Annotated in this window: 17 protein-coding genes, 2 tRNA genes and 1 pseudogene; 7 read left to right on the top strand and 13 right to left on the bottom strand. The window is 68.5% G+C overall.

Going from position 1 to position 19194, the window contains the following annotated elements; translation table 11 throughout:
• Positions 1–18: 18 nt before the first annotated feature.
• From secF to yajC, 3 genes are all read right to left on the bottom strand, one after another.
• The gene (gene secF, locus AC1VNM_RS24850; protein WP_483108665.1) at positions 19–1053 is read right to left on the bottom strand and encodes a protein translocase subunit SecF; all 1035 of its coding nucleotides are present in this window, start codon (positions 1051–1053) and stop codon (positions 19–21) included.
• A gap of 36 nt (positions 1054–1089) precedes the next feature.
• Positions 1090–2997 carry a protein translocase subunit SecD gene (gene secD / locus AC1VNM_RS24845; protein WP_483108664.1) on the bottom strand — a complete coding sequence of 636 codons (1908 nt, stop codon included), beginning with the start codon at positions 2995–2997 and terminating at the stop codon, positions 1090–1092.
• Between the two features lie 155 nt (positions 2998–3152).
• Entirely contained in the window at positions 3153–3482 is a 330-nt protein-coding gene (gene yajC, locus AC1VNM_RS24840; RefSeq protein ID WP_067278751.1) for a preprotein translocase subunit YajC, read from the bottom strand.
• A gap of 217 nt (positions 3483–3699) precedes the next feature.
• On the opposite strand from yajC, the gene AC1VNM_RS24835 reads away from it, so the two are divergent.
• Complete coding sequence (locus tag AC1VNM_RS24835; protein ID WP_483108663.1) at positions 3700–4365, top strand: GntR family transcriptional regulator; 666 nt, start codon at positions 3700–3702, stop codon at positions 4363–4365.
• Positions 4366–4541: 176 nt separating this feature from the next.
• Here AC1VNM_RS24835 and AC1VNM_RS24830 read toward each other — a convergent pair whose 3' ends face one another.
• Together AC1VNM_RS24830 and AC1VNM_RS24825 are read right to left on the bottom strand one after the other, a co-directional pair.
• On the bottom strand, positions 4542–5135 hold the full coding sequence (locus AC1VNM_RS24830) for a hypothetical protein (protein WP_483108662.1): 594 nt from the start codon (positions 5133–5135) through the stop codon (positions 4542–4544).
• A 122-nt stretch (positions 5136–5257) separates the two neighbouring features.
• On the bottom strand, positions 5258–6217 hold the full coding sequence (locus AC1VNM_RS24825; RefSeq protein WP_483108661.1) for a DMT family transporter: 960 nt from the start codon (positions 6215–6217) through the stop codon (positions 5258–5260).
• A gap of 99 nt (positions 6218–6316) precedes the next feature.
• Between AC1VNM_RS24825 and AC1VNM_RS24820 the strand changes: the two genes are divergently transcribed.
• Complete coding sequence (locus AC1VNM_RS24820) at positions 6317–7213, top strand: LysR family transcriptional regulator (protein WP_377158071.1); 897 nt, start codon at positions 6317–6319, stop codon at positions 7211–7213.
• Positions 7210–8822, top strand: a pseudogene (locus tag AC1VNM_RS24815) (glycine betaine ABC transporter substrate-binding protein). The gene AC1VNM_RS24820 and the pseudogene AC1VNM_RS24815 overlap by 4 nt, the downstream one beginning before the upstream one ends.
• Before the next feature lie 34 nt (positions 8823–8856).
• On the opposite strand, the gene AC1VNM_RS24810 reads toward AC1VNM_RS24815, so the two are convergent.
• From AC1VNM_RS24810 to AC1VNM_RS24790, 5 genes are all read right to left on the bottom strand, one after another.
• Positions 8857–9975, bottom strand: coding sequence for an HDOD domain-containing protein (locus tag AC1VNM_RS24810; protein ID WP_483108660.1), 1119 nt, complete (start codon positions 9973–9975; stop codon positions 8857–8859).
• A gap of 124 nt (positions 9976–10099) precedes the next feature.
• Positions 10100–10831, bottom strand: a complete 732-nt coding sequence (locus AC1VNM_RS24805; RefSeq protein WP_483108659.1) for an ABC transporter ATP-binding protein — start codon at positions 10829–10831, stop codon at positions 10100–10102.
• Between the two features lies 1 nt (position 10832).
• Positions 10833–12659, bottom strand: a complete 1827-nt coding sequence (locus tag AC1VNM_RS24800; RefSeq protein WP_483109326.1) for a branched-chain amino acid ABC transporter ATP-binding protein/permease — start codon at positions 12657–12659, stop codon at positions 10833–10835.
• 25 nt (positions 12660–12684) lie between these two features.
• Positions 12685–13719 carry a branched-chain amino acid ABC transporter permease gene (locus AC1VNM_RS24795; protein ID WP_483109325.1) on the bottom strand — a complete coding sequence of 345 codons (1035 nt, stop codon included), beginning with the start codon at positions 13717–13719 and terminating at the stop codon, positions 12685–12687.
• Between the two features lie 246 nt (positions 13720–13965).
• Positions 13966–14523, bottom strand: coding sequence for a GAF domain-containing protein (locus tag AC1VNM_RS24790; RefSeq protein WP_377158077.1), 558 nt, complete (start codon positions 14521–14523; stop codon positions 13966–13968).
• A 314-nt stretch (positions 14524–14837) separates the two neighbouring features.
• Between AC1VNM_RS24790 and AC1VNM_RS24785 the strand changes: the two genes are divergently transcribed.
• Positions 14838–15074 carry a hypothetical protein gene (locus AC1VNM_RS24785; protein ID WP_067278790.1) on the top strand — a complete coding sequence of 79 codons (237 nt, stop codon included), beginning with the start codon at positions 14838–14840 and terminating at the stop codon, positions 15072–15074.
• 21 nt (positions 15075–15095) lie between these two features.
• On the opposite strand, the gene AC1VNM_RS24780 is transcribed toward AC1VNM_RS24785, so the two are convergent.
• Positions 15096–15656, bottom strand: coding sequence for a thymidine kinase (locus AC1VNM_RS24780; RefSeq protein ID WP_483108658.1), 561 nt, complete (start codon positions 15654–15656; stop codon positions 15096–15098).
• Between the two features lie 534 nt (positions 15657–16190).
• Between AC1VNM_RS24780 and AC1VNM_RS24775 the strand changes: the two genes are divergently transcribed.
• From AC1VNM_RS24775 to selD, 3 genes are read left to right on the top strand one after another with little or no spacing between them, the layout of a single operon-like run.
• Positions 16191–17075 carry a ProQ/FINO family protein gene (locus AC1VNM_RS24775; protein ID WP_483108657.1) on the top strand — a complete coding sequence of 295 codons (885 nt, stop codon included), beginning with the start codon at positions 16191–16193 and terminating at the stop codon, positions 17073–17075.
• Positions 17076–17083: 8 nt separating this feature from the next.
• Positions 17084–17707 (top strand): tRNA-uridine aminocarboxypropyltransferase, encoded by a 624-nt coding sequence (locus AC1VNM_RS24770; protein ID WP_483108656.1) that lies wholly within the window; start codon positions 17084–17086, stop codon positions 17705–17707.
• Positions 17708–17733: 26 nt separating this feature from the next.
• Positions 17734–18810 (top strand): selenide, water dikinase SelD, encoded by a 1077-nt coding sequence (gene selD, locus AC1VNM_RS24765; RefSeq protein WP_483108655.1) that lies wholly within the window; start codon positions 17734–17736, stop codon positions 18808–18810.
• A gap of 85 nt (positions 18811–18895) precedes the next feature.
• On the opposite strand, the gene AC1VNM_RS24760 is transcribed toward selD, so the two are convergent.
• Together AC1VNM_RS24760 and AC1VNM_RS24755 are read right to left on the bottom strand one after the other, a co-directional pair.
• Positions 18896–18972 (bottom strand) — tRNA-Met (locus tag AC1VNM_RS24760).
• Between the two features lie 121 nt (positions 18973–19093).
• A tRNA-Met gene (locus tag AC1VNM_RS24755) sits at positions 19094–19170 on the bottom strand.
• Positions 19171–19194: the final 24 nt, after the last annotated feature.

The following is a 19194-nucleotide window of genomic DNA, read 5'->3' as shown; positions in this document are numbered from 1 at the left end:
GGAGTGCGGATGACTCTACTACACCACCGCGCCCGCGTTGGGGTCATCCGGGTCGCCTTGCTTGGCGGGGCCGGTCTTGACCAGGTCCTCGCGCTTGACGCCCAGCCACATCGCGATCGCCGCGGCCACGAAGACCGACGAGTAGATGCCGAACAGGATGCCGATCGTCAGCGCCACCGCGAAGTAGTGCAGCGTCGGGCCGCCGAACAGCAGCATCGACAGCACCATCATCTGCGTCGAGCCGTGCGTGATGATCGTGCGGCTGATCGTGGACGTGATCGCGTGGTCGATGACCTCGTGGGTGTTGAGCTTGCGGTATTTCCGGAAGGCCTCGCGGATCCGGTCGAAGATGACCACCGACTCGTTCACCGAGTAGCCCAGCACCGCCAGGATCGCCGCCAGCACCGCCAGCGAGAACTCCCACTGGAAGTAGGCGAAGAAGCCCAGGATGATGACCACGTCGTGCAGGTTGGCGATGATGCCGGCCACGGCGAACTTCCACTCGAAGCGGAAGGCCAAGTACAGCATGATGCCGATGACGGTGAAGCCCAGCGCGTAGGCGGCGTCGTGCGCCAGCTCGGCGCCGACCGACGGGCCGACCACCTCGCTGCGGGTCAGCTTCAGCGGTTCGGCGGTGCCGACCGCGCAGGCCTGGCGGGTCACCGCCTCGCCCTGCGGCGTGACTTCCTGGTGCTCGACGACATTGCCGTTCTCGGACTTGCACAGCTCGGTGAACACGCGGCTGACCAGCACGTCCTGCTTGACGTCGGGCTTGACCGGCAGCCGGATCATGACGTCGCGCGAGGTGCCGAAGTTGGTCACCTGGATCTCGCCGAAGCCCATCTGCTCGACGGTGTGACGCGTCTTGTTGATGTCGGCGGCCTGCGCGTACTGGACCTCGACCACCGTGCCGCCGGTGAACTCGATCGAGAAGTGCAGGCCCTTCGTGACCAGGAAGAACACCGCGGCGACGAAGGTGAGGAAGGACACGGCGTTGAGGATCAACGCGTGTTTCATGAACGGGATGTCCCGTTTGATTCGGAAGAATTCCATGGCGTTGTGCGCTCGCTAAGGGGGCCGCAGCCGTTGTTACTTGGCCTCGACGGCCTCGGCCGCCGATTCAGCCGGGACCGCGGTCGTGCCGGGTTTCCAGACGGTGCCGATGGACACGGACTTCAGCCGCTTGCGGCCGCCGTACCAGAGGTTGACCAGCGCGCGCGAGAACATCACCGACGAGATCATCGAGGTGATGATGCCCAGGCAATGCACCACCGCGAAGCCCTTGATCGGCCCCGAGCCGAAGGCCAGCAGCGCCAGGCCCGCGATCAGCGTCGTCACGTTGGAGTCCAGGATGGTCGCCCAGGCGCGTTCGTAGCCGGCATGGATCGCCTGTTGCGGCGCGAGGCCGGCGCGCAGTTCCTCGCGCACCCGCTCGTTGATCAGCACGTTGGCGTCGATGGCCATGCCCAGCACCAGCGCGATCGCCGCGATGCCCGGCAGGCTCAGCGTGGCCTGCAGCATCGACAGCACCGCCAGCAGCAGCAGCAGGTTGAAGCCCAGCGCCACCGCGGAGAACACGCCGAACATCATGTAGTACAGGCACATGAAGACGGCCACCGCGACGAAGCCCCAGGTCACCGACGCGATGCCCTTGTCGATGTTGTCCTTGCCCAGCGACGGGCCGATGGTGCGTTCTTCGATGATCTCCATCGGCGCGGCCAGCGAGCCGGCGCGCAGCAGCAGCGCGGTGTCGCTGGCTTCCTGCGTGGACATGGCGCCGCCGGTGATCGAGAAACTGTTGCCCAGCTCCCCGCGGATGACCGGCGCGGTCACGACCTGACCCTTGCCCTTCTCGAACAGCAGGATCGCCAGGCGCTTGCCGATGTTCTCGCGCGAGACGTCCTTGATGATGCGGGCGCCCTTGGCGTCCATCTTCAGCGTCACGGAGGGCTGGTGGTTCTCGTCGAAGCTCGGCTGCGCGTCGTTCAGGTTGTCGCCGGTGACGACGACCTGGCGCTTGACGATGATCGGCGTGACGCCGTCCTTCTCGGTGAAGCGCTCGGTGCCGAACGGCACGGGACCGGTGCCCGCCAGCGCGGCCTGGGCCTCGGCGCTGTCGTCGACCATGCGCATCTCCAGCGTCGCGGTGCGGCCGATGATGTCCTTGGCCTTGGCCGTGTCCTGCACGCCCGGCAGCTGGACGACGACGCGGTCGCGGCCCTGCTGCAGGATCACCGGCTCGGCGACGCCCAGCTCGTTGACGCGGTTGTGCAGCGTGGTGATGTTCTGCTTGATCGCGGCGTCCTGGACGGCGATCACCGCCTTGGGCGTCAGCGAGCCGGTCAGGCGCAGCTCGGTGCCGGCGCCGGACGGCACCCAGGCGAAGTCGGGCACCTGGTCGCGCAGCAGGTTCTGCGCCTGCGTGCGGGTGGCCTCGTCGCGGAAGTTGATGGCGACGTCGTTGCCCTCGCGGGTGACGCCGGCATGGCGGATGGTCTTGTCGCGCAGCATCGTGCGGACGTCGGAGGCCATCGACTCGGCCTTCTTCGTCAGCGCCGACTTCATGTCGACCTGCATCAGGAAGTGCACGCCGCCGCGCAGGTCCAGGCCCAGGTACATCGGGAACGCGTGCAGCGCGGTCAGCCAGGCCGGCGAGCGCGACACCAGGTTCAACGCGACGATGTAGGTGGGGTCGGACGTCTCGCTGCCGTTCAGGGCCTTCGCGATCGCGTCCTTGGCCTTGATCTGGGCGTCGGTGTCATGGAAGCGGGCGCGGATCGAGCTGCCTTCCAGATGCACGAAGTCGGGCGTGACGCCGGCCTGCGTGATCGCCTGCTCGACGCGCTGGCGGACGGTGTCGTCGATCTTGACGACGACCTTGGCGCTGGACACCTGCACCGCCGGCGCTTCGCCGAACAGGTTGGGCAGCGTGTAGATCAGGCCGACCAGCAACGCCACGACGAGCAGCGCGTACTTCCACAGCGGATAACGGTTCATGAGGAGATCCTCTGCAAACCAGGCGCCGCGTCGGCCGATGCGGGGCATCGGGTCCGCGGGCGCCTCTGAAAACCGACCCGGCGCGTGCGTCGCACGGGCCGGGTCGTCAGGGAGCGGTCACGCCGGACGCGGCCGCCCCAGGTCGGGGTTTCGAATTATTTCGAGACGGTGCCCTTGGGCAGGACCTGCACGACGGACGTGCGCTGGACCTGGATCTCGACGCCCGAGGCGATCTCGACGGTCAGGTACTGCTCGCCGATCTTGACGACCTTGCCGAGCATGCCGCCGCCGGTGATGACCTCGTCGCCCTTGGCCAGGGCCTCGACCATCGTCTTGTGCTCCTTCTGGCGCTTCATCTGGGGACGGATCATCACGAAGTACATGACGACGAAGACGGCCACCAGGGGCAGCATCTGCAGGAAGCCGCCCGTGGGGTCGGACGAGGCAGCAGGCGCGGCCTGGGCGAAAGCGTTGGAAATAAACACGTCGATATCCCTCAGGAATTGCGTTGGCGCCGGCCAGGGGCCGGAGCGCCGCCGGACACGAGGTCCTGGCGTACGGAAGAACCGGTGATTGTATGCGGCCCATCCGGCCGGCCCGGCACCTGCCGGACGCGGATTTAACTGGGGTTGACCTGCGCAAACTCAATCCGGCCCGGACCAGGGATTGCCCGTAGGCCAGACCCTGCGATGATCCGCGCCCATGACTTCAGACACCCTTGAGCTGCAGGACGTCGACAAACGCCGCCAGGCAGACCAGGCTTACGACGCGATCGAGACGCTGATCGCGACCTTGCAGTTGCGCCCGGGCGCGCCGGTGGTGGAGACGGAACTGATCGCGCGGATCGGGCTGGGTCGGACACCGACGCGCGAAGCGCTGATGCGGCTGGTCGCCAGCGGCCTCATCGCGCAGCAGCCGCGGCGCGGCCTGCTGGTCAGCGACATGCCGCTGGCGGAACACCTGGATCTGCTGGAAGCACGCCGGCCGCTGGAGCGGTTGATCGCCTGCTGCTCCGCCCGCCGGGCGTCGCCGGCGCAGCGCTCGGAACTGCTGGCCTGCGCGGCCCTCATGGCCGAAGCCGCCGAGCGGCACGACCTGGAAGCCTACATGCGGGTGGACCAGGCGTTGGACCGGGTCAACCACACGGCCTGCCGCAACCGCTATGCGGTGGCCGCGGTGCTGCCGATGATCATCCAGTGCCGGCGCTTCTGGTACGCGTACCGGCATCTGGGCGACGTCGCCATCGGCGCTCGCGCGCATCAGCGCCTCGCGGAAGCCATCGCGGGCGGAGACGGAGAAGCGGCAGCGGCGGCCTCGGACGTCCTGATGGATCACCTGCGCGCCTTCACGCAGCAGGTGATCGCCTGAAGGGCTCGACCGTCACGACCCGCTGGATCGACGCGCGGACGGCGCGCTGAGAGGCGGCCTGCCGGAATCCTCGTCGCCAGCCGCCGCGGCGGTCGGCGGCGATGGCGCCGGCCGGGGCTTGACCCGCTTGCGAAGCAGGCCCGGTCCGCGCCTCACGGCGGTCCTGCCGGGGCTGCTCACCGGAAGCGGACGCGCGCGACGCTGATCTGCGTCGTGCCGTCCGGCAGCGGCTTCACCGACACCACGCGGAAGTTCTTCGGCAGTCCGACCTTGTAGAGCTGCCCGCCCGCATCGGGCTTGTCGTCGTCGCAGGTCAGCGGACCGCCGTCCTTCGGCTTGCCGCGCGGGGCATCGGCGGCGCCGCAATCCAACGGCGTGCCGTAGCGCGACAGCGCGCGGCGATAGAACCTGCCGACGCGATCGACCTCGTCCTTGCTCTGGAACTTGCCGGCCGCCAACTGCAAGCCGAACAGGCCGCCCCAGAGGCTCATCTGCACGCTCGACTTGTCCTCGTCGCGATCCTTGTAGGGCACGGCGCCGGGATAGAGCGGCGTGTCGAGGTCGACGCCGTCGGCCTTGGCGTCGACGGTAATGCCGGCGCTGAAGCCCTCCTGAGCGGGCGGCGGCGGCGCGGACTGGGCACAGGCCCCCAGCGCCAGCGTGACGGCACCGACCAGCAGTAGTGCCGCACGCGACATCCGCGCGCACGGACGGCGGGTCAAGGACGAGGTCGGCGGGGAAGACAACGAGGAGATCGAAGGCTGGATCACGGGACGCTCCCTGGTTCGAAGTGCGATGCACTGTACGAACCGGTGCATCGCGCAGCGCCCGCGCGGCGACCAACTGCATCCCCGGAGGGACAGACCGCATCCATCGCGGAGCGGGCGCTTCCTCAGGCGCGGCGCCGCAAGGTCCACAGCGCAGCACCGATCAGGCCCACGCCGACGATCTGCGTGAGACTCAGCGCCCGGCCGTAGACCGCCCAGTCGACCAGCACGGCCGTCCCGGGATAGACGAACTGCAACACCGCGATGCGCCCGGTGCCGAGCCGCGCCATGCCGGCGTACAGCACGACATACGCCAGCCCGGTGTGCAGCACGCCGAGTCCCGCCAACCAGCTCCAGGACGCACCGAACGCCGGCAGCCCGTGCATCAGCGGCCAGGGCAGCAGCACGACGGCGCCCACGACGCACTGTCCCGCCGACAGCGCGAACGATCCAGCGCGTTCAGCCTCGAGCTTGGCGAGAAAGCTCGCCGCCGCGTAAGTCACCGACCCGAGCAGGCACATCCCCACCCCGAGGGCATAACCCGGCAACCGCATGGCGCCGCCCGCGCCGCCGCCGGGCGCGAACACCTCATCCGCGATGCCGGTGGCCAACGCGAGGCCACACAACGCAATGGCGGCTGCCAGCCACTGCGCGCGCGTCACGTGTTCGCGCAGCCAGAAGGCGCCCATCGCCATCAGCCAGAAGGGTTGCACATGAAAGACGACCGTCGACACGGCGATCGAGCAGCGCGGGATCGCCGCGAAGAACAGTCCCCAGTTCAAGACCGTGAGCAGTCCCACGGCGAGCACCACGCCCAGCGCGCGACCGCGCAGCCGGACGAGCTCGCCGATCTGGCCGCGCGCGGCGCCCCAGGCGAGCAGCGCCGCGAGCCCGAACACGCAACGGAACCACACGGTCGTGGCGGGGTCCTGGGCCGCTTCCTCGACGAACACGCCGATCGTGCCGAGCAGCAGTCCGCCGCCCACCATGAGCCCCTGACCTTCCCGCAGGCGCCGGGCCGCGCCGGCTGCGGTCGCCGAAGACGGGGAAGAGGATTCTGGCGAGGAGGCGAGCGACGTGGACATGGGAAGAGTCTGGGCCGCTGCCCGCATTCGGCAAAGCGAATCCTCTTCACGCTTAGCATCACGGAATCGAATGGATGCCCCCGAGGGGCGGAGGACCTGATGCCCTCGACCGACCTTCAACTGGACTGGCTCCGCGCCTTCGTGGCGGCGGTGGACGGCGGCTCGCTGACGGCGGCAGGGGCCCTGGTGCATCGCTCGCAGTCGGCATTGAGCATGCAGATCGCCAAGCTGGAACGGGCCGTGGGTCAGCCGGTGCTGGTGCGCACGCCGCGACGGCTGGATCTGACGCCGGCGGGACGCGAGTTGCTCGGACACGCGCGCCGCCTGATCGCGCAGCACGACGAAGCGGTCCAGGCGCTCAAGCGCGAGACGCTGCACGGCCGCCTCACCATCGGCGTGCCGGAGGATTACGCGCTGCCCTACCTCACCCCGGTCTTGCGCGACTTCGCGGGACGGCACACGGCGGTGGAGCTGACCCTCGTCTGCCAGCAGTCGACGGTGCTCATCCCCCGGGTGTCGCGCGGCGAAGTCGACGTGGCGGTCGTCACGCGCGATCGAGCCGGTCGCGGGCAGCCGCTGTTCGACGAACCGCTGGCCTGGTTCGGCGCGCCGCGCTTCGAGGCGTGGCGGCAGACGCCCTTGCCCGTCGCGGTCTACGAATCGGGCAGTCTTGCGCGCAAGGCGGCACTGTCGGCGCTGGCGGCATTGAAGCGGCCTCACCGCATCGTCTGCGACAGCGCCAGCCCGGCCGGCATGCTGGCGGCCGTCGAGAGCGGCCTGGCGATCGCGCTGTTCACACGCTGCAGCGTGCCCGAGGGCATGGAACTGCTCGACGAGCGTCACGGCATGCCGCCGGCGACCTCGCTGCCGGCGATGTCGGTGGTGCTGATGCGCAGCAAGGCCTCGGCAGGCTCCGCGGCGGCCGACGCCTTCGCGGGCCAGGTCTTGCGCACGCTGGCGCGCAGCCGGACGGGCTCGACTATGCTGCGCCGATGATGCTGCTCCGCCGGCTGTGGCCCCTCCTTCTCCTGCTGGTCTGCGCGGCACTCACGGGCGCGCCGCACGCCCAGGCCGCCGAGCCGCTACGCATCGGCTCCAAGCGGTTCACGGAGAGCTACATCCTCGCCGAGGTGCTCGCACAGACCGTGCGCGCCGACGATCCGTCCGCCGAGGTGGAGGTCCGCCAGGGCCTGGGCAACACCGCCATCGTCCACGCGGCGCTGAAGGCCGGCAGCATCGACGTCTATCCCGAGTACCTCGGCACGATCGAGCGGGAGATCCTCGGCCACGCGACCACCGGCGCGCCGCTCGATCAACTGCAGGCGGAACTGCGCCCGCTCGGGCTGGCGATCGGTGTGCCGCTCGGCTTCAACAACGGCTACGCACTGGCGATGCGGTCGGCGCAGGCGCGCGAACTCGGTCTCCATGCGCTGTCGCAACTGAAGGGGCAGCCGACGTTGAAGTTCGGCCTCAGCAACGAATTCCTGGGCCGCGCGGACGGCTGGCCCGGCTTGTCGAAGCGCTATGCGCTGCCGCAGACCCCGACGGGGCTCGATCACGGGCTCGCTTACCGTGCGCTTGCCGAAGCCCAGATCGATGTCACCGACGTGTACACGACCGACGCGCAGATCGCGGCGCTTGATCTCACGGTGCTGGCCGACGACGCGCACTTCTTCCCCGGTATGACGCGGTGTTGCTGTATCGAGTCGATCTGCCGCAGCGCCATCCGCGCGCCTGGGCGGCGCTGCAGGCGCTGCGCGGCAGGATCGACGAGACCGCGATGATCGCGATGAATGCGCGGGCCGAAGTGCAGCGACAACCGTTCGACGCGATCGCTCGAGCGTTCGTGGCGACCCGTGGCCCCGCCTCCTCGGCCGCAGCCGCCTCCGCCCCTTCCGCCTCTTCCTCCGCCTTTTCCATCGGCTCCACGACATCGGCCACTGCGTCTTCCCCCGGTCCGGCCGAGCCGGCCAAGTCGGACCTCTGGTCGAGATTGAGCGGTCCGGATCTCGGTCGACTCACGGTGCAGCACCTGGCGCTGGTCCTGGGATCCGTCGCGCTGGCCACGCTGATCGGCGTGCCGCTGGCGGTCGCGCTGCACCCGTGGCCGCGCTGGCGCGAAGCGCTGCTGGCCGTCTGCGCGCTGCTGCAGACCGTGCCCTCGCTGGCGATGCTGGCGCTCCTGATCTGGGCGACGAACCGGATCGGGCCGGTGCCGGCGCTGGTCGCGCTCACGCTCTATGCGTTGTTGCCGGTGCTGCGCAACTGCACGGTCGGTCTCAGCGAAGTGTCGGAGGGCCTGACCACCGCCGCGAAGGCGCTGGGCCTCACGCGGGGCCAGGTGTTGCGTTCAGTGCAGTTGCCGCTGGCCTTGCCGGTCATGCTCGCGGGCCTGCGCACGGCCACCAGCCTGTCCGTCGGGACCGCCACCATGGCGGCCTTCATCGGCGCCGGAGGCTACGGGGAACGCATCGTCACCGGGCTCGCGTTGAACGATCAGACCCTGCTGCTTGCGGGCGCCTTGCCGGCCGCGGCGCTGGCCTTGCTCTTCGAAGGCGTGTTCGGACTGATGGCGTGGAGACTGGCGAAAAGCCGCGGGGCCTGAGGTCTCGCGGAGAGCGCCCGCGACGTCGGGCAGCTCAAGGCTCGCCGGCGGCGAACTCGTGCTCCAGCTCGGCGTAGCAGCGCTGCTGTGCGGGGGACCAGTCGCCCAACTGCGCGGGCTGCAGCCCCGGCTGCATGAGCTGGCGCAGCGCAACCGCCTGCGCCTGCCGCACCAGGTGCGCGAGCACGACGGACTCGGCGCCACGGCCCGGGCGAGGTGCCAGCGCTTCGGCGACCTGGGGCGGGAAGCCCCAGTGCTCGACGATCTGCGCCGACCATGCGGCCGTCAACGGCAGCAATTGGCGATGCAGGCCTTCGCGGTCCAGCGGCGGCACCGAGGGCGCGGACATCCCGTCCAGCGCGCGCAGCAGCGCCATCAGGCCGAGTTGTGAGCTGAGGCCGGCCAGATAGGCGGAGAACTCGTCGTCGCCCGCATTGGCCAGACGCGCCGTGGCGAACGCGGTGCGCTCGCTGAGATCCCACAGCAGCGTCCCCGAGCGGCTGCCGTAGCGTCCCTTGCCGTGATGGAAGATGGGTCGCATCGCGACGCTCATCACCAACTGGTCCAGGCCCTGCTGGCCCAGCACCATCACCGCGCCGGCGAGATCCGTGATGTCGCGCTCGGTGCGATAACGCGGTGAGTTGGCCAGCCGCATCAGCTCTCCGACCAGGCTGGGATCGCGCGACATCAGCTGCACCAGCTCCGTCGAGGACACGTTGCTGCGTCGCACGAGTCGCATCAACTGCGGCAGCACGGCGGGCAGGCGAGGCAGCAGGTCGGCCCATTGCGAGCCACGCTGCGCCTGCAGGCGCTGCATCAGTCCCTGCTCGCCGGCCGACGGCGGCACGTCCTTCAGCCGCGACAAGCCGAACAGCCGGGTGCTGAAGTGCAGCCACTCCGGCGAGGCATCGAGCGTGGGGAAGACGATGTCGCCGCCGCTGTAGACCGCGGTCTGGGTCGAGACCATGCCGGGGCCCTGCGAGTGCGAGGACGCCGACGACAGCACGGGCGGAATCGGGATGTCGACGGCTCGGATCGGCGACGGCGCGGGCGGCGCCCCCTTCGATGCTCCGCCCTTGGCGGCGGCTCCGCCGGCCGACCTGGTGTCGGCAGAGCCGGTGAGCAGTTTGCGGAGGGAGGACAGGAGAGCCATGGCGCGAGTTCGCCGAATTATGGTCGGCCGGTTCCGCGCGGGTGTTTCGCGGGCGTCACGCTTCTCCCCCGATTCGGGGTGTGAGCGTCGACCGTACGGCGTTTCCTTCACGCCGCGGCGCGACTCACTGCGCCTGGCGACTCGCTCCGAGGTAGGTCTCGATCACCCGGGGATCCTTCGCCAGATCGGCGGCCTGGCCTTCGAGCGCGATCTCGCCGGTCTCCAGCACGTAGCCGTAGTCGGCGACTTCGAGCGCGGCGCGCGCGTTCTGCTCGATCAGCAGGATGGAGACGCCCGCCTCGCGCAACTGCGAGACGATGCGGAACACCTCTTTCACGATCAGTGGCGCCAGGCCGAGGCTGGGCTCGTCGAGCATCAGCAGCTTGGGCCGCGCCATCAGCGCGCGGCCGACCGCGAGCATCTGGCGCTCGCCGCCGGACAGCGTCCCGGCGAGCTGGGCGCGGCGTTCCTGCAAGCGCGGGAACAGCGTGTAGACGCGCTCCAACTCGTCGCGCCAGCCCTTCACGCCCAGGCGCATCGGGCGGAAGCCGCCGAGCACCAGGTTGTCCTCGACGGACATCGTCGTGAACAGCTCCCGCTTCTCGGGCACCAGCGCCAGGCCCTTCATCACCCGGTCCTCGAGGCTCAGGCCCTGGATGTCCTCGCCGTCGAAGACGATCTGCCCGCGCGCGGGCAGCACGCCCATCAGCGCGTTCAGCGTCGTGCTCTTGCCGGCCCCGTTCGGACCGATGACGGTGACCACCTCGCCTTCCCGCAGCCGCAGGTCCAGGCCCGTCAGCACCTCGGCGCGGCCGTAGCCCGCATGCAATCCGCTGACCTTCAGCAACTCGCTCATGTCAGTGTTCCGTTCCCAGGTAGGCCGCACGCACCTCGGGGCTGGCCTGCACCTCGGCGGGCGTGCCCTCGATCAGCTTGGTGCCGAACTCCATCACGACGATCCGGTCCGTCAGCCCCATGACGAAGTCCATGTCGTGCTCGACCAGCAGGATGCTCATGCCTTCGGCGCGCAACTGGCGCAGCACGGCGGCCAAGGCCTGCTTCTCCTTGTGGCGCAAGCCCGCGGCCGGCTCGTCGAGCAGCAGCAGCGACGGGTCGCTGCACAGCGCCCGCGCGATCTCCATCAGGCGCTGCGGTCCGAGCGCCAGGTTGCCGGCGAGTTCGTGCAGGTGGTCCTGCATGCCGATGCGGCGCAACTGGTTCTCGGCCTCGGCGAAGAGGCGCTTCTCTTCCGCGCGGTCGAGGCGCAGCATCGCGTGCGCCGTGCCGCTGTGCGAGCGCAGATAGCCGCCGAGCGCGACGTTCTCCAGCACCGTCATGTCCCCGATCATCTTCACGTGCTGGAAGGTCCGCGACATGCCGCGACGCGCGATCTGACGGGCGGGCAGGCCGGTGATGGGCTCGCCGGCAAAGCGCAGGTCGCCGCTGGTCGCGGACAGCACGCCGGAAACCAGGTTGAAGGTCGTCGACTTGCCGGCGCCGTTCGGGCCGATCAGGCCCATGATCTCGCCCGCGCGCAACTCGAAGCTGACGTCGTTCACCGCGACCAGTCCGCCGAACTGCTTGCGCAGCTTCTCAACCTTGAGCAGCACCGAACCGGCCTGCGGCTTCGCGCGCGATTCGAGCGCGGGCGCGCCCTCCCAGTTCCGCTCGCGTGGCCGCGCCGGCCACCAGCGCGACAGCGCCTTCTGCAGCGACGGCCACAGTCCCTTGGGCGCGTACTTCAGCATCAGCACCAGCACGACGCCGAGCACGATGATCTCGAAGTTGCCGTTGCTGCCCAGCAGCGCCGGCAACAGCTCCTTGAGCTGGTCCTCGATGATCTTGAACACGCCCGCGCCGACGAAGGCGCCCCACACGCTCGACACCCCGCCGACGACGGCCATGAACAGGTACTCGATGCCCATCTTCAGGCCGAAGGGGCTCGGGTTCACGGTGCGCTGGACATGCGCGAACAGCCAGCCCGAGATCGACGCGAGCACCGCGGCGATCAGGAAGACGACGACCTTGTAGCGGAAGGTCGAGACGCCCATCGACTCGGCCATCACCGTCGCACCGCCGAGCGCCCGGATCGCGCGACCGGGGCGGGAGTCCAGCAGATTGCGCACGGCGATCGCGCCCAGGAGCGCGAACAGCCAGATCAAGTAGTAGATCGCGCGGCCGTCGGCCAGGCTGACGCCGAACAGTTCGATCGCCGGCACGCCGAGCAGGCCGTCGTACTTGCCGAGCGACTCCATGTTGGCGATCGTGAAGTTCAGGCTGAGCGCCCAGGCGATCGTCGCCAGCGGCAGGTAATGGCCCGACATCCGCAGCGTGATCAAGGCCAGCACCAGCGCGATGACCAGCGTGATCGCGATGCCGGCGGCGAGTCCGATCCACGGCGACAGTCCGTAGCGCGCGCTCAGCAGCGCGGTCGTGTACGCACCGACACCGACGAAGGCGGCCTGTCCGAACGACGTCAGCCCACCGACGCCGGTCAGCAGCACCAGCCCCAACGCGACGAGCGCGAACATGCCGATGTAGTTCAGTTGGGTGATCCAGAACTCGGGCACCGGCAGCAGCGGCAACAGCGCGAGCGCGGCGAACAGCAACGCGGGCACGATGCGACGCTTCCACGGCCTGGACTCGGCGGTCGAGTCCGTGGCGGGGGCCGCGGCGGCCTTCATGGCAGCGGATCGATCGGAGGTCACGTCAATGCTCCTCATGGTGCGGATCGCGCCAGCTGCGCCACAGCAGCACCGGCAGGATGGAAGTGAAGACGATGACCTCCTTGAAGGCGCTGGCCCAGAAGGAACTGAACGACTCGATCAGGCCGACCAGCAGCGCGCCCAGCGCGGCGCCCGGATAGCTCGACAGGCCTGCGAAGACGGCGGCGACGAAGCCCTTCAGGCCGATGAGGAAGCCGCTGTCGTAGAAGATCGTCGTGGTGGGGCTGATCAGGATGCCCGACAGCGCGCCGATGAAGGCGGCCAGCGTGAACGACAACCGACCCGCGGACGTGCTGGAGATCCCCATCAACCGGGCGCCGAGCCGGTTCACCGCGGTCGCGCGCAGCGCCTTCCCGTAGAGGCTCTTTTCGAAGAACAGCCACAACGCGACGATGAGCGCCGCCGAAGCCATCACGATGATGAGCGTCTGGCCCGAGAACATGAGCGGCCCGGCCGAGTAGCTCGCCTCCCAGAAGCTCGGGTTGCGCGAGCCCTCGGCGCCGAAGAACACCAGGCCCAGCCCCGTCAGCGCGAAGTGCACGCCGACCGAGACGATCAGCAGCACCAGCACCGACGCGTCCGCCAGCGACTGGTACGCAAGCCGGTAGAGCAACCCGCCCATCGGCGTGACAATCGCCAGCGTCAGCAACGCCTGCGCCACCAGCGGCAGCTTCATCGGCGCGAGCCACAGCGCGCAGAGCCCGATCGCAACGCCTGGCAGCGCTCGCAGCGCGATCGACACCCACGCCGCTCCGAGGCGTCCCGCGCGCGCGGCCGCAATGAGGTCCAGCACCGCCGTCAGCAGCGCCATCGCGATCAGGAAGTGGATCGTGAGCGGCGTGTGCCCGAGTTGCAGTCCCGCCAGGGTCAACGCGCCGAAGGCGACGAATTCCCCCTGAGGAATGAAGATCACCCGCGTGACCGCGAAGACCAGGACGAGGGCCAGTGCCAGCAGCGCGTAGATCGCGCCGTTGGTCACCCCGTCCAGCACCAGGATGCTTGCAATCGCCCCGTCCACCTTGTCTCCTGTCGTGGTGCCGGGCAAGGCCGTTGACCGCGCGTCGCCGATGCGTGCCGGCGCCGTCGCGACCGCTCCGAAGGCCATCGCCCGGGGGTTGGTCGTCCATGGGACGTGTGGCGACCGACTCTAGCGGGAAGCCTTCAGCCGTCCGTCAGTGGATGCCGCATTGACATTTCGCAAGATATTAATCCGACCGGTCGGTCGAAGTTGAATCACGCGCTGCGCAGACCTTGCGGCCGGCAGTCAGACCGTCTCGAGTTCGTTCCGCAGCGCGTGCAGGTGGAGGCAGGCTTTCGCGGTGGCGCGGCGCAGGTCCAGTTCTTCGCGCTTCGTCCAGACACGGGCGGTGTCGCGCTGTCCGAGCGCGATGACGCCAAAGGTCTTGCCGTTGATCTGCCCGGACACGTCCAGCATCGCGCGCCAGGTTGGCGGCGGTTGCAGTGCGCTCAGCCGCGGATCGGCCTGGGCGTCTGCGCAGTTGAAGACGCCCTCGGACAGCAGGGCGTCGAAGTAGCCGGGATAGGCACGTTGCTCGCAGAGCGTGCGCTGACGGCTCACGCCGTCGATCGCGTGCGCGCCAAGGCAACGCAGGCGGTAATCCCCAGGCTCGCCATCCAGCAGCCAGAGGCTGGCGTGCGAACTCCGGAAGTGGCCGCACAGGGCCTCGCTGACGGCCAGCGCGTATCGCTCGGCCAGCTCGCCGGCCGTTTCCAGGCCGCTGTCGCGGGCCTCGGTCGCCGGCCATTCCATTTCCTGACTGGCCGCCCGCATGGCGGCAAACAGCCCTTCGATCCTTTCCATCGCCGCGCTCGCTCCCTGTGTGTCCTTGTTGTTGACGCCACGGTGAAACGGCGCGGCGGCATTCTAGGTGTTTTCCCTAAAACGCGCCACGCGCCTTCGGGCGGGCGTCCGCCAGAGAGGGAACGCAGCCGGCGCCTGCGGCAACGAATGTCTCTTGCAACCGATTCGGGCGACCTTCGCGCGAGGTCATTAGCGATGCCCCGGTACGGGGAAGCCCCGGCTTATAGGAAAATACGGGTTTCGCCGTCTGTCCCTGGGGGGAACTTGGGACCGTCGGCGCGGCATTTCAAACTCTTATCAGGATCAGGAACAGCGTGGCCAAGGATACGACCAAGACGACCATCGAAGCCGATGGTCTGCGCTATCGCTCTAAAGCTCCAGGTTCGCCGTTCGCGGCGACCTCCTCGTTTGGCGCGGCAACCATGTCGTGCTTCCTCTGCGGCAAGCATCGCCCTCGTGCGCTGCTGAAGTCCCGCAAGCTGCTGGGCAAGTCCCAGCCAGTCTGCGCTCCTTCCTGCAAGGAACTGGAAGAGCAGCTGACGAAGAAGTAAGCCCAGGCTTACCGGGCATCTTCAGGATGCCCTGAAGCAGCGTCCACAGACCGCGCGGTAACGGGAGTTGCCGCCGATCTCGACCTGCGCGCCTTCGGTCTGTTTGCGACCGGTGGCGTCGACACGCATGTTCATCGTGGCCTTGCGGCCGCAGTCGCAGATGGTCTTCATCTCGTCCATCTCGTCGGCGAGCGCCAGCAGGGCTGCCGAGCCGGTGAACAGCTCGCCGCGGAAGTCCGTCCGCAGGCCGTAGCAGATGACGGGCACGTGGCGCATGTGCGCGATCTCATGCAGCGCCCAGACCTGGTCTTTCGTCAGGAACTGGGCCTCGTCGACGAGGATGCAGGCGATGCCCGGCGACTGCGTGATCAGCGCGCGGAAATCCGTCTCGCCGTTGAACACTTCCGCCACCCGCTGCGGCCCCAGCCGCGACGTGACCATTCCCTTGCCGTAGCGGTCGTCGACCCCTGCGGTGAACAGGCGCACCGCATGGCCGCGCTCCTCGTAGTTGTGTGCCACCTGCAGCAGGGCGGTGGATTTGCCGGCATTCATCGCCGCGTAGCGGAAAAACAGTTTGGCCATGGTTCTCGAACGCCCGGGCTGCCGGGCAAGCGGGCGATTGTCGGCGTAAAACCCGCCGTTCGTCGGACAGCGCTTTTACCCCCGGGCAAGCGATGTAGCGGGGCGTCACACGCCCCACCTACTATTGATCACGAGGGAATCGATGCGCCGACGGGACACGAACCCGCCGGCGCGAACAAGAGCGCCAAGCGAAGCGAGACCATGAGCAAAGACACCTGCACCGCCGTTCGGGATGACGGCCTGCGCTATGCCTCCAAGCTGGGGGGGTCGCCGTTCCAGGGTAGCGGTCAAACCCGCTCCTGCTTCAAATGCGGGCGTCATCGCCCCCCAAGCAGCCTCCAGTCCAAGCGGATCCTGGGTCGGACCGAGCTGGTGTGCAAGCCCGCCTGCGAACCGAAGACCTGATTTCTCCCACGGAAGGCGTCCCCAAGGCAGGACGGGCGCCCTCCGTCGATCGGCGCGAATTGCCACGCCCGCGCGGCTATGGGCACAATCCCCCTTTTTCCCGAAGGCCGGCCCCGCGCCGCTTGATGCATGTCCTCCAGCACCACGCCGCAAGGCGAAGTGACCTCCTCCGAGCTCCCCGATCAGAAGGCCCCCGCCACCGAGACGACTGAGGCCGTGCTGACGGCACCGGTGTCGGAGGCCGAAGAGCCCGTGCCGGAAGCGGATGAATCCTCCAGCGAGGCCACCGCAGACGCCGAAACGGGCGATGCCGCTCCCGCGGCGGCGACGCCCGGCCAGGCGAAGGCTGCCGAGGGCGGTCGCGTCGATGTCCAGGCCGTCGCCGCCAAGCTCAAGGAGCTCTTCCCGGCCTTGTTCGCCGGCGGCGCCAAGCCGTTGAAGCTGCGTGTGCAGTCCGACATCCAGCAACGCGCGCCGGGCCAGTTCACCAAGGCACAGCTGTCCGCATTCCTGCGCCGCTACACGGGCGGCACCGGCTACCTGATCGCGCTGACCCGCGCGAAGACGCGGTTCGATCTCGACGGTCAACCCGCTGGGGAACTCAGCGACGAACACAGAGTCGCCGCTCAGGAAGAGTTGACGCGTCGCCGCGGCATCACCGAGGCGCGTCGCGTCGAGGAAGATCGCGGCCGCCTGGAGCGTGCGCAGTTGCTGCGGGACTTCTCGCGCACGACGCTGACGCCGTCGAACTTCTGCGCGCTCAAGGGCCTGACGCAGGAACAGCTGGACGCCCAACTGAAGTTGGCACGAGAGGAAGAGGCGCAGCAGCCGCCGCGTCCGGAACGCAACGACCGCCCACCCCGCGGCGGCGAGCATCGCCGTGGTGGTCCACGGGGAGAGGGCCATCCCGGCGGTCCGGGCCAAGGCCCGCGCGGCGATCGGGGCGACCGCCCTCGCCGTGACGGTCAGGCTCGTCCGAACGACGCTCGCAAGCCCCCGCGCCCACCGCGCTGATCCTTCCCGTGTCCGCCGCCGATGGTGGCCTGAGCGGCCGACGCCCCCTCTGCGAGGGATGTGGACGGCCGCTCGTCGCTTGTTGGTGCGCATGCGTGCATCACGTCGACAACCGCTCCGCACTGCTCATCCTTCAGGACCCCGGCGAGGTGGGGCAAGCGAAAGGTACCGCCGCACTGCTGGCGCGGTGCCTGTCACGTGTCGAACTGCGTGTCGGCGAGCGCTTCGAGCCGCCCCGATCCATCGACGGCCTTGTCCTGCTGTATCCACCGACACACGGCCATGAGCCGCCGGACTCGCCGATGCAACGTCCAGCATCGATGGTCACGGACGCCGCTTCAACAACGCTCGTCGCGCTGGACGGCACCTGGCGCCGCAGTCGAAGACTGCTTGCCCTGAACCCTTGGCTGCAGACGCTACCGCGACTCGCTCTTGAGGCGCCTCCACCGTCGCGCTACAGGATCCGCCGTGCTCATGCGGATTCGCAGCGCAGCACGCTGGAGGCTTGCGCATTGGCACTGGCGGCACTCGACGATGACGAGGCCCGCTATGCGCCGCTATGGCAGGCCATGGATGCCTTTGTCGCGCTGCAGTGGCGCTTGGCGGGCAACGCCCCTCCTCCACAGGTCTGAGGCGCTGCGCGGTAAGCTGCGACGCCATGAACCCCATCACCGCCGCCCCTACCCCGGCCTCCGAGCCGCGATTGACCTCGCTGTCGCACGGCGGCGGCTGCGGCTGCAAGATCGCGCCAGGCGTGCTATCGGAGATCCTCAAGGGTACGGGCGCGTTTCCCATGCCCAAGGAGTTGCTCGTCGGCATCGAAACCTCGGACGACGCAGCGGTCTATCGCCTCAACGACGAGCAGGCCCTCGTGGCCACGACCGACTTCTTCATGCCGATCGTCGACGACCCCCATGACTTCGGCCGTATCGCCGCCACCAATGCGATCAGTGACGTCTACGCGATGGGCGCCCGCCCCATCATGGCGCTGGCACTCGTCGGGATGCCAGTCGCGGTGCTGAGCGCAGCGACGATCGGGCGCATTCTCGAAGGCGGCGCCTCGGTCTGTCGCCAGGCGGGTATCCCGATCGCCGGCGGACACACGATCGACTCCGTCGAGCCGATCTACGGGCTGGTCGCGTTGGGGCTGGTTCATCCTTCCCGCGTGAAGCGCAATGCGGACGCCAAGGTCGGTGACGTGCTCGTGCTGGGCAAGGCACTCGGCGTGGGCGTGATGTCGGCGGCGCTGAAGAAAGGCCGACTCGATGACGCGTCATACAGGCGGATGCTGGACACGACCACCTTGTTGAACACGCCGGGGCCGGAACTCGCGGCGCTCGCTGGCGTCCATGCGTTGACCGACGTGACAGGGTTCGGACTCGCCGGACATGCCCTCGAAATCGCTCGTGGGTCGCGCTGCGCGATCGAGATCGATTGGGCCGCAGTACCGCTGCTCGAGGGCGTCCGCTCTCTGGCCGCCGAGGGCCTGATCACAGGAGCGTCGGGGAGGAATTGGGCGGCCTATGGCGCCGAGATCGCGCTGGATGCCTCGGTGCCGGCGGAGACGCAGGCGCTGTTGAGCGATCCCCAGACCAGTGGCGGCTTGCTGGTGTCGTGTTCACCCGCAGCCGTTGATCAGGTGTTGGCGGTTTTCGCTCGGCACGGCTTCGGCGCCGCCAGCGTCGTGGGACGCGTCGTCGCTGAGGGCGATGGCTCGCGTCTACGCGTCGCTTGATGGGATCCGAGATCCTTTGAAATTCCCGGCGTTCCGCGCCGTGACCAAAAAACAAAGGGCCCTCGCATGAGGGCCCTTGTTCGATTGGTTGCGGGGGCAGGATTTGAACCTACGACCTTTGGGTTATGAGCCCAACGAGCTACCAGACTGCTCCACCCCGCGGCTGTACCGCTTGGCAATCAGCGCCGAGACGCTGATCTGCCGTTTCGTCAATCGGATCGAACCAACCCTGACGGCTGCCGTTCCGATCAACAACGCTGTCCTGCGACAGCGTTCAATGTTCTGGTTGCGGGGGCAGGATTTGAACCTACGACCTTTGGGTTATGAGCCCAACGAGCTACCAGACTGCTCCACCCCGCGACTGAAGAGAGAGAGTGTAGCACG

This window comes from Mitsuaria sp. MSU3D (assembly GCF_056867975.1).
This window is presented reverse-complemented; position numbering and strand designations above follow the sequence as displayed.

Excerpts from the sequence above, each read along its gene's own strand:
- secF (WP_483108665.1), bottom strand. The coding sequence starts at position 1,053 with ATGGAATTCTTCCGAATCAAACGGGACATCCCGTTCATGAAACACGCG.
- secD (WP_483108664.1), bottom strand. The coding sequence starts at position 2,997 with ATGAACCGTTATCCGCTGTGGAAGTACGCGCTGCTCGTCGTGGCGTTG.
- AC1VNM_RS24835 (WP_483108663.1), top strand. The coding sequence starts at position 3,700 with ATGACTTCAGACACCCTTGAGCTGCAGGACGTCGACAAACGCCGCCAG.
- AC1VNM_RS24825 (WP_483108661.1), bottom strand. The coding sequence starts at position 6,217 with ATGTCCACGTCGCTCGCCTCCTCGCCAGAATCCTCTTCCCCGTCTTCG.
- AC1VNM_RS24820 (WP_377158071.1), top strand. The coding sequence starts at position 6,317 with ATGCCCTCGACCGACCTTCAACTGGACTGGCTCCGCGCCTTCGTGGCG.
- AC1VNM_RS24810 (WP_483108660.1), bottom strand. The coding sequence starts at position 9,975 with ATGGCTCTCCTGTCCTCCCTCCGCAAACTGCTCACCGGCTCTGCCGAC.
- AC1VNM_RS24805 (WP_483108659.1), bottom strand. The coding sequence starts at position 10,831 with ATGAGCGAGTTGCTGAAGGTCAGCGGATTGCATGCGGGCTACGGCCGC.
- AC1VNM_RS24800 (WP_483109326.1), bottom strand. The coding sequence starts at position 12,659 with ATGAAGGCCGCCGCGGCCCCCGCCACGGACTCGACCGCCGAGTCCAGG.
- AC1VNM_RS24790 (WP_377158077.1), bottom strand. The coding sequence starts at position 14,523 with ATGGAAAGGATCGAAGGGCTGTTTGCCGCCATGCGGGCGGCCAGTCAG.
- AC1VNM_RS24780 (WP_483108658.1), bottom strand. The coding sequence starts at position 15,656 with ATGGCCAAACTGTTTTTCCGCTACGCGGCGATGAATGCCGGCAAATCC.
- AC1VNM_RS24775 (WP_483108657.1), top strand. The coding sequence starts at position 16,191 with ATGTCCTCCAGCACCACGCCGCAAGGCGAAGTGACCTCCTCCGAGCTC.
- selD (WP_483108655.1), top strand. The coding sequence starts at position 17,734 with ATGAACCCCATCACCGCCGCCCCTACCCCGGCCTCCGAGCCGCGATTG.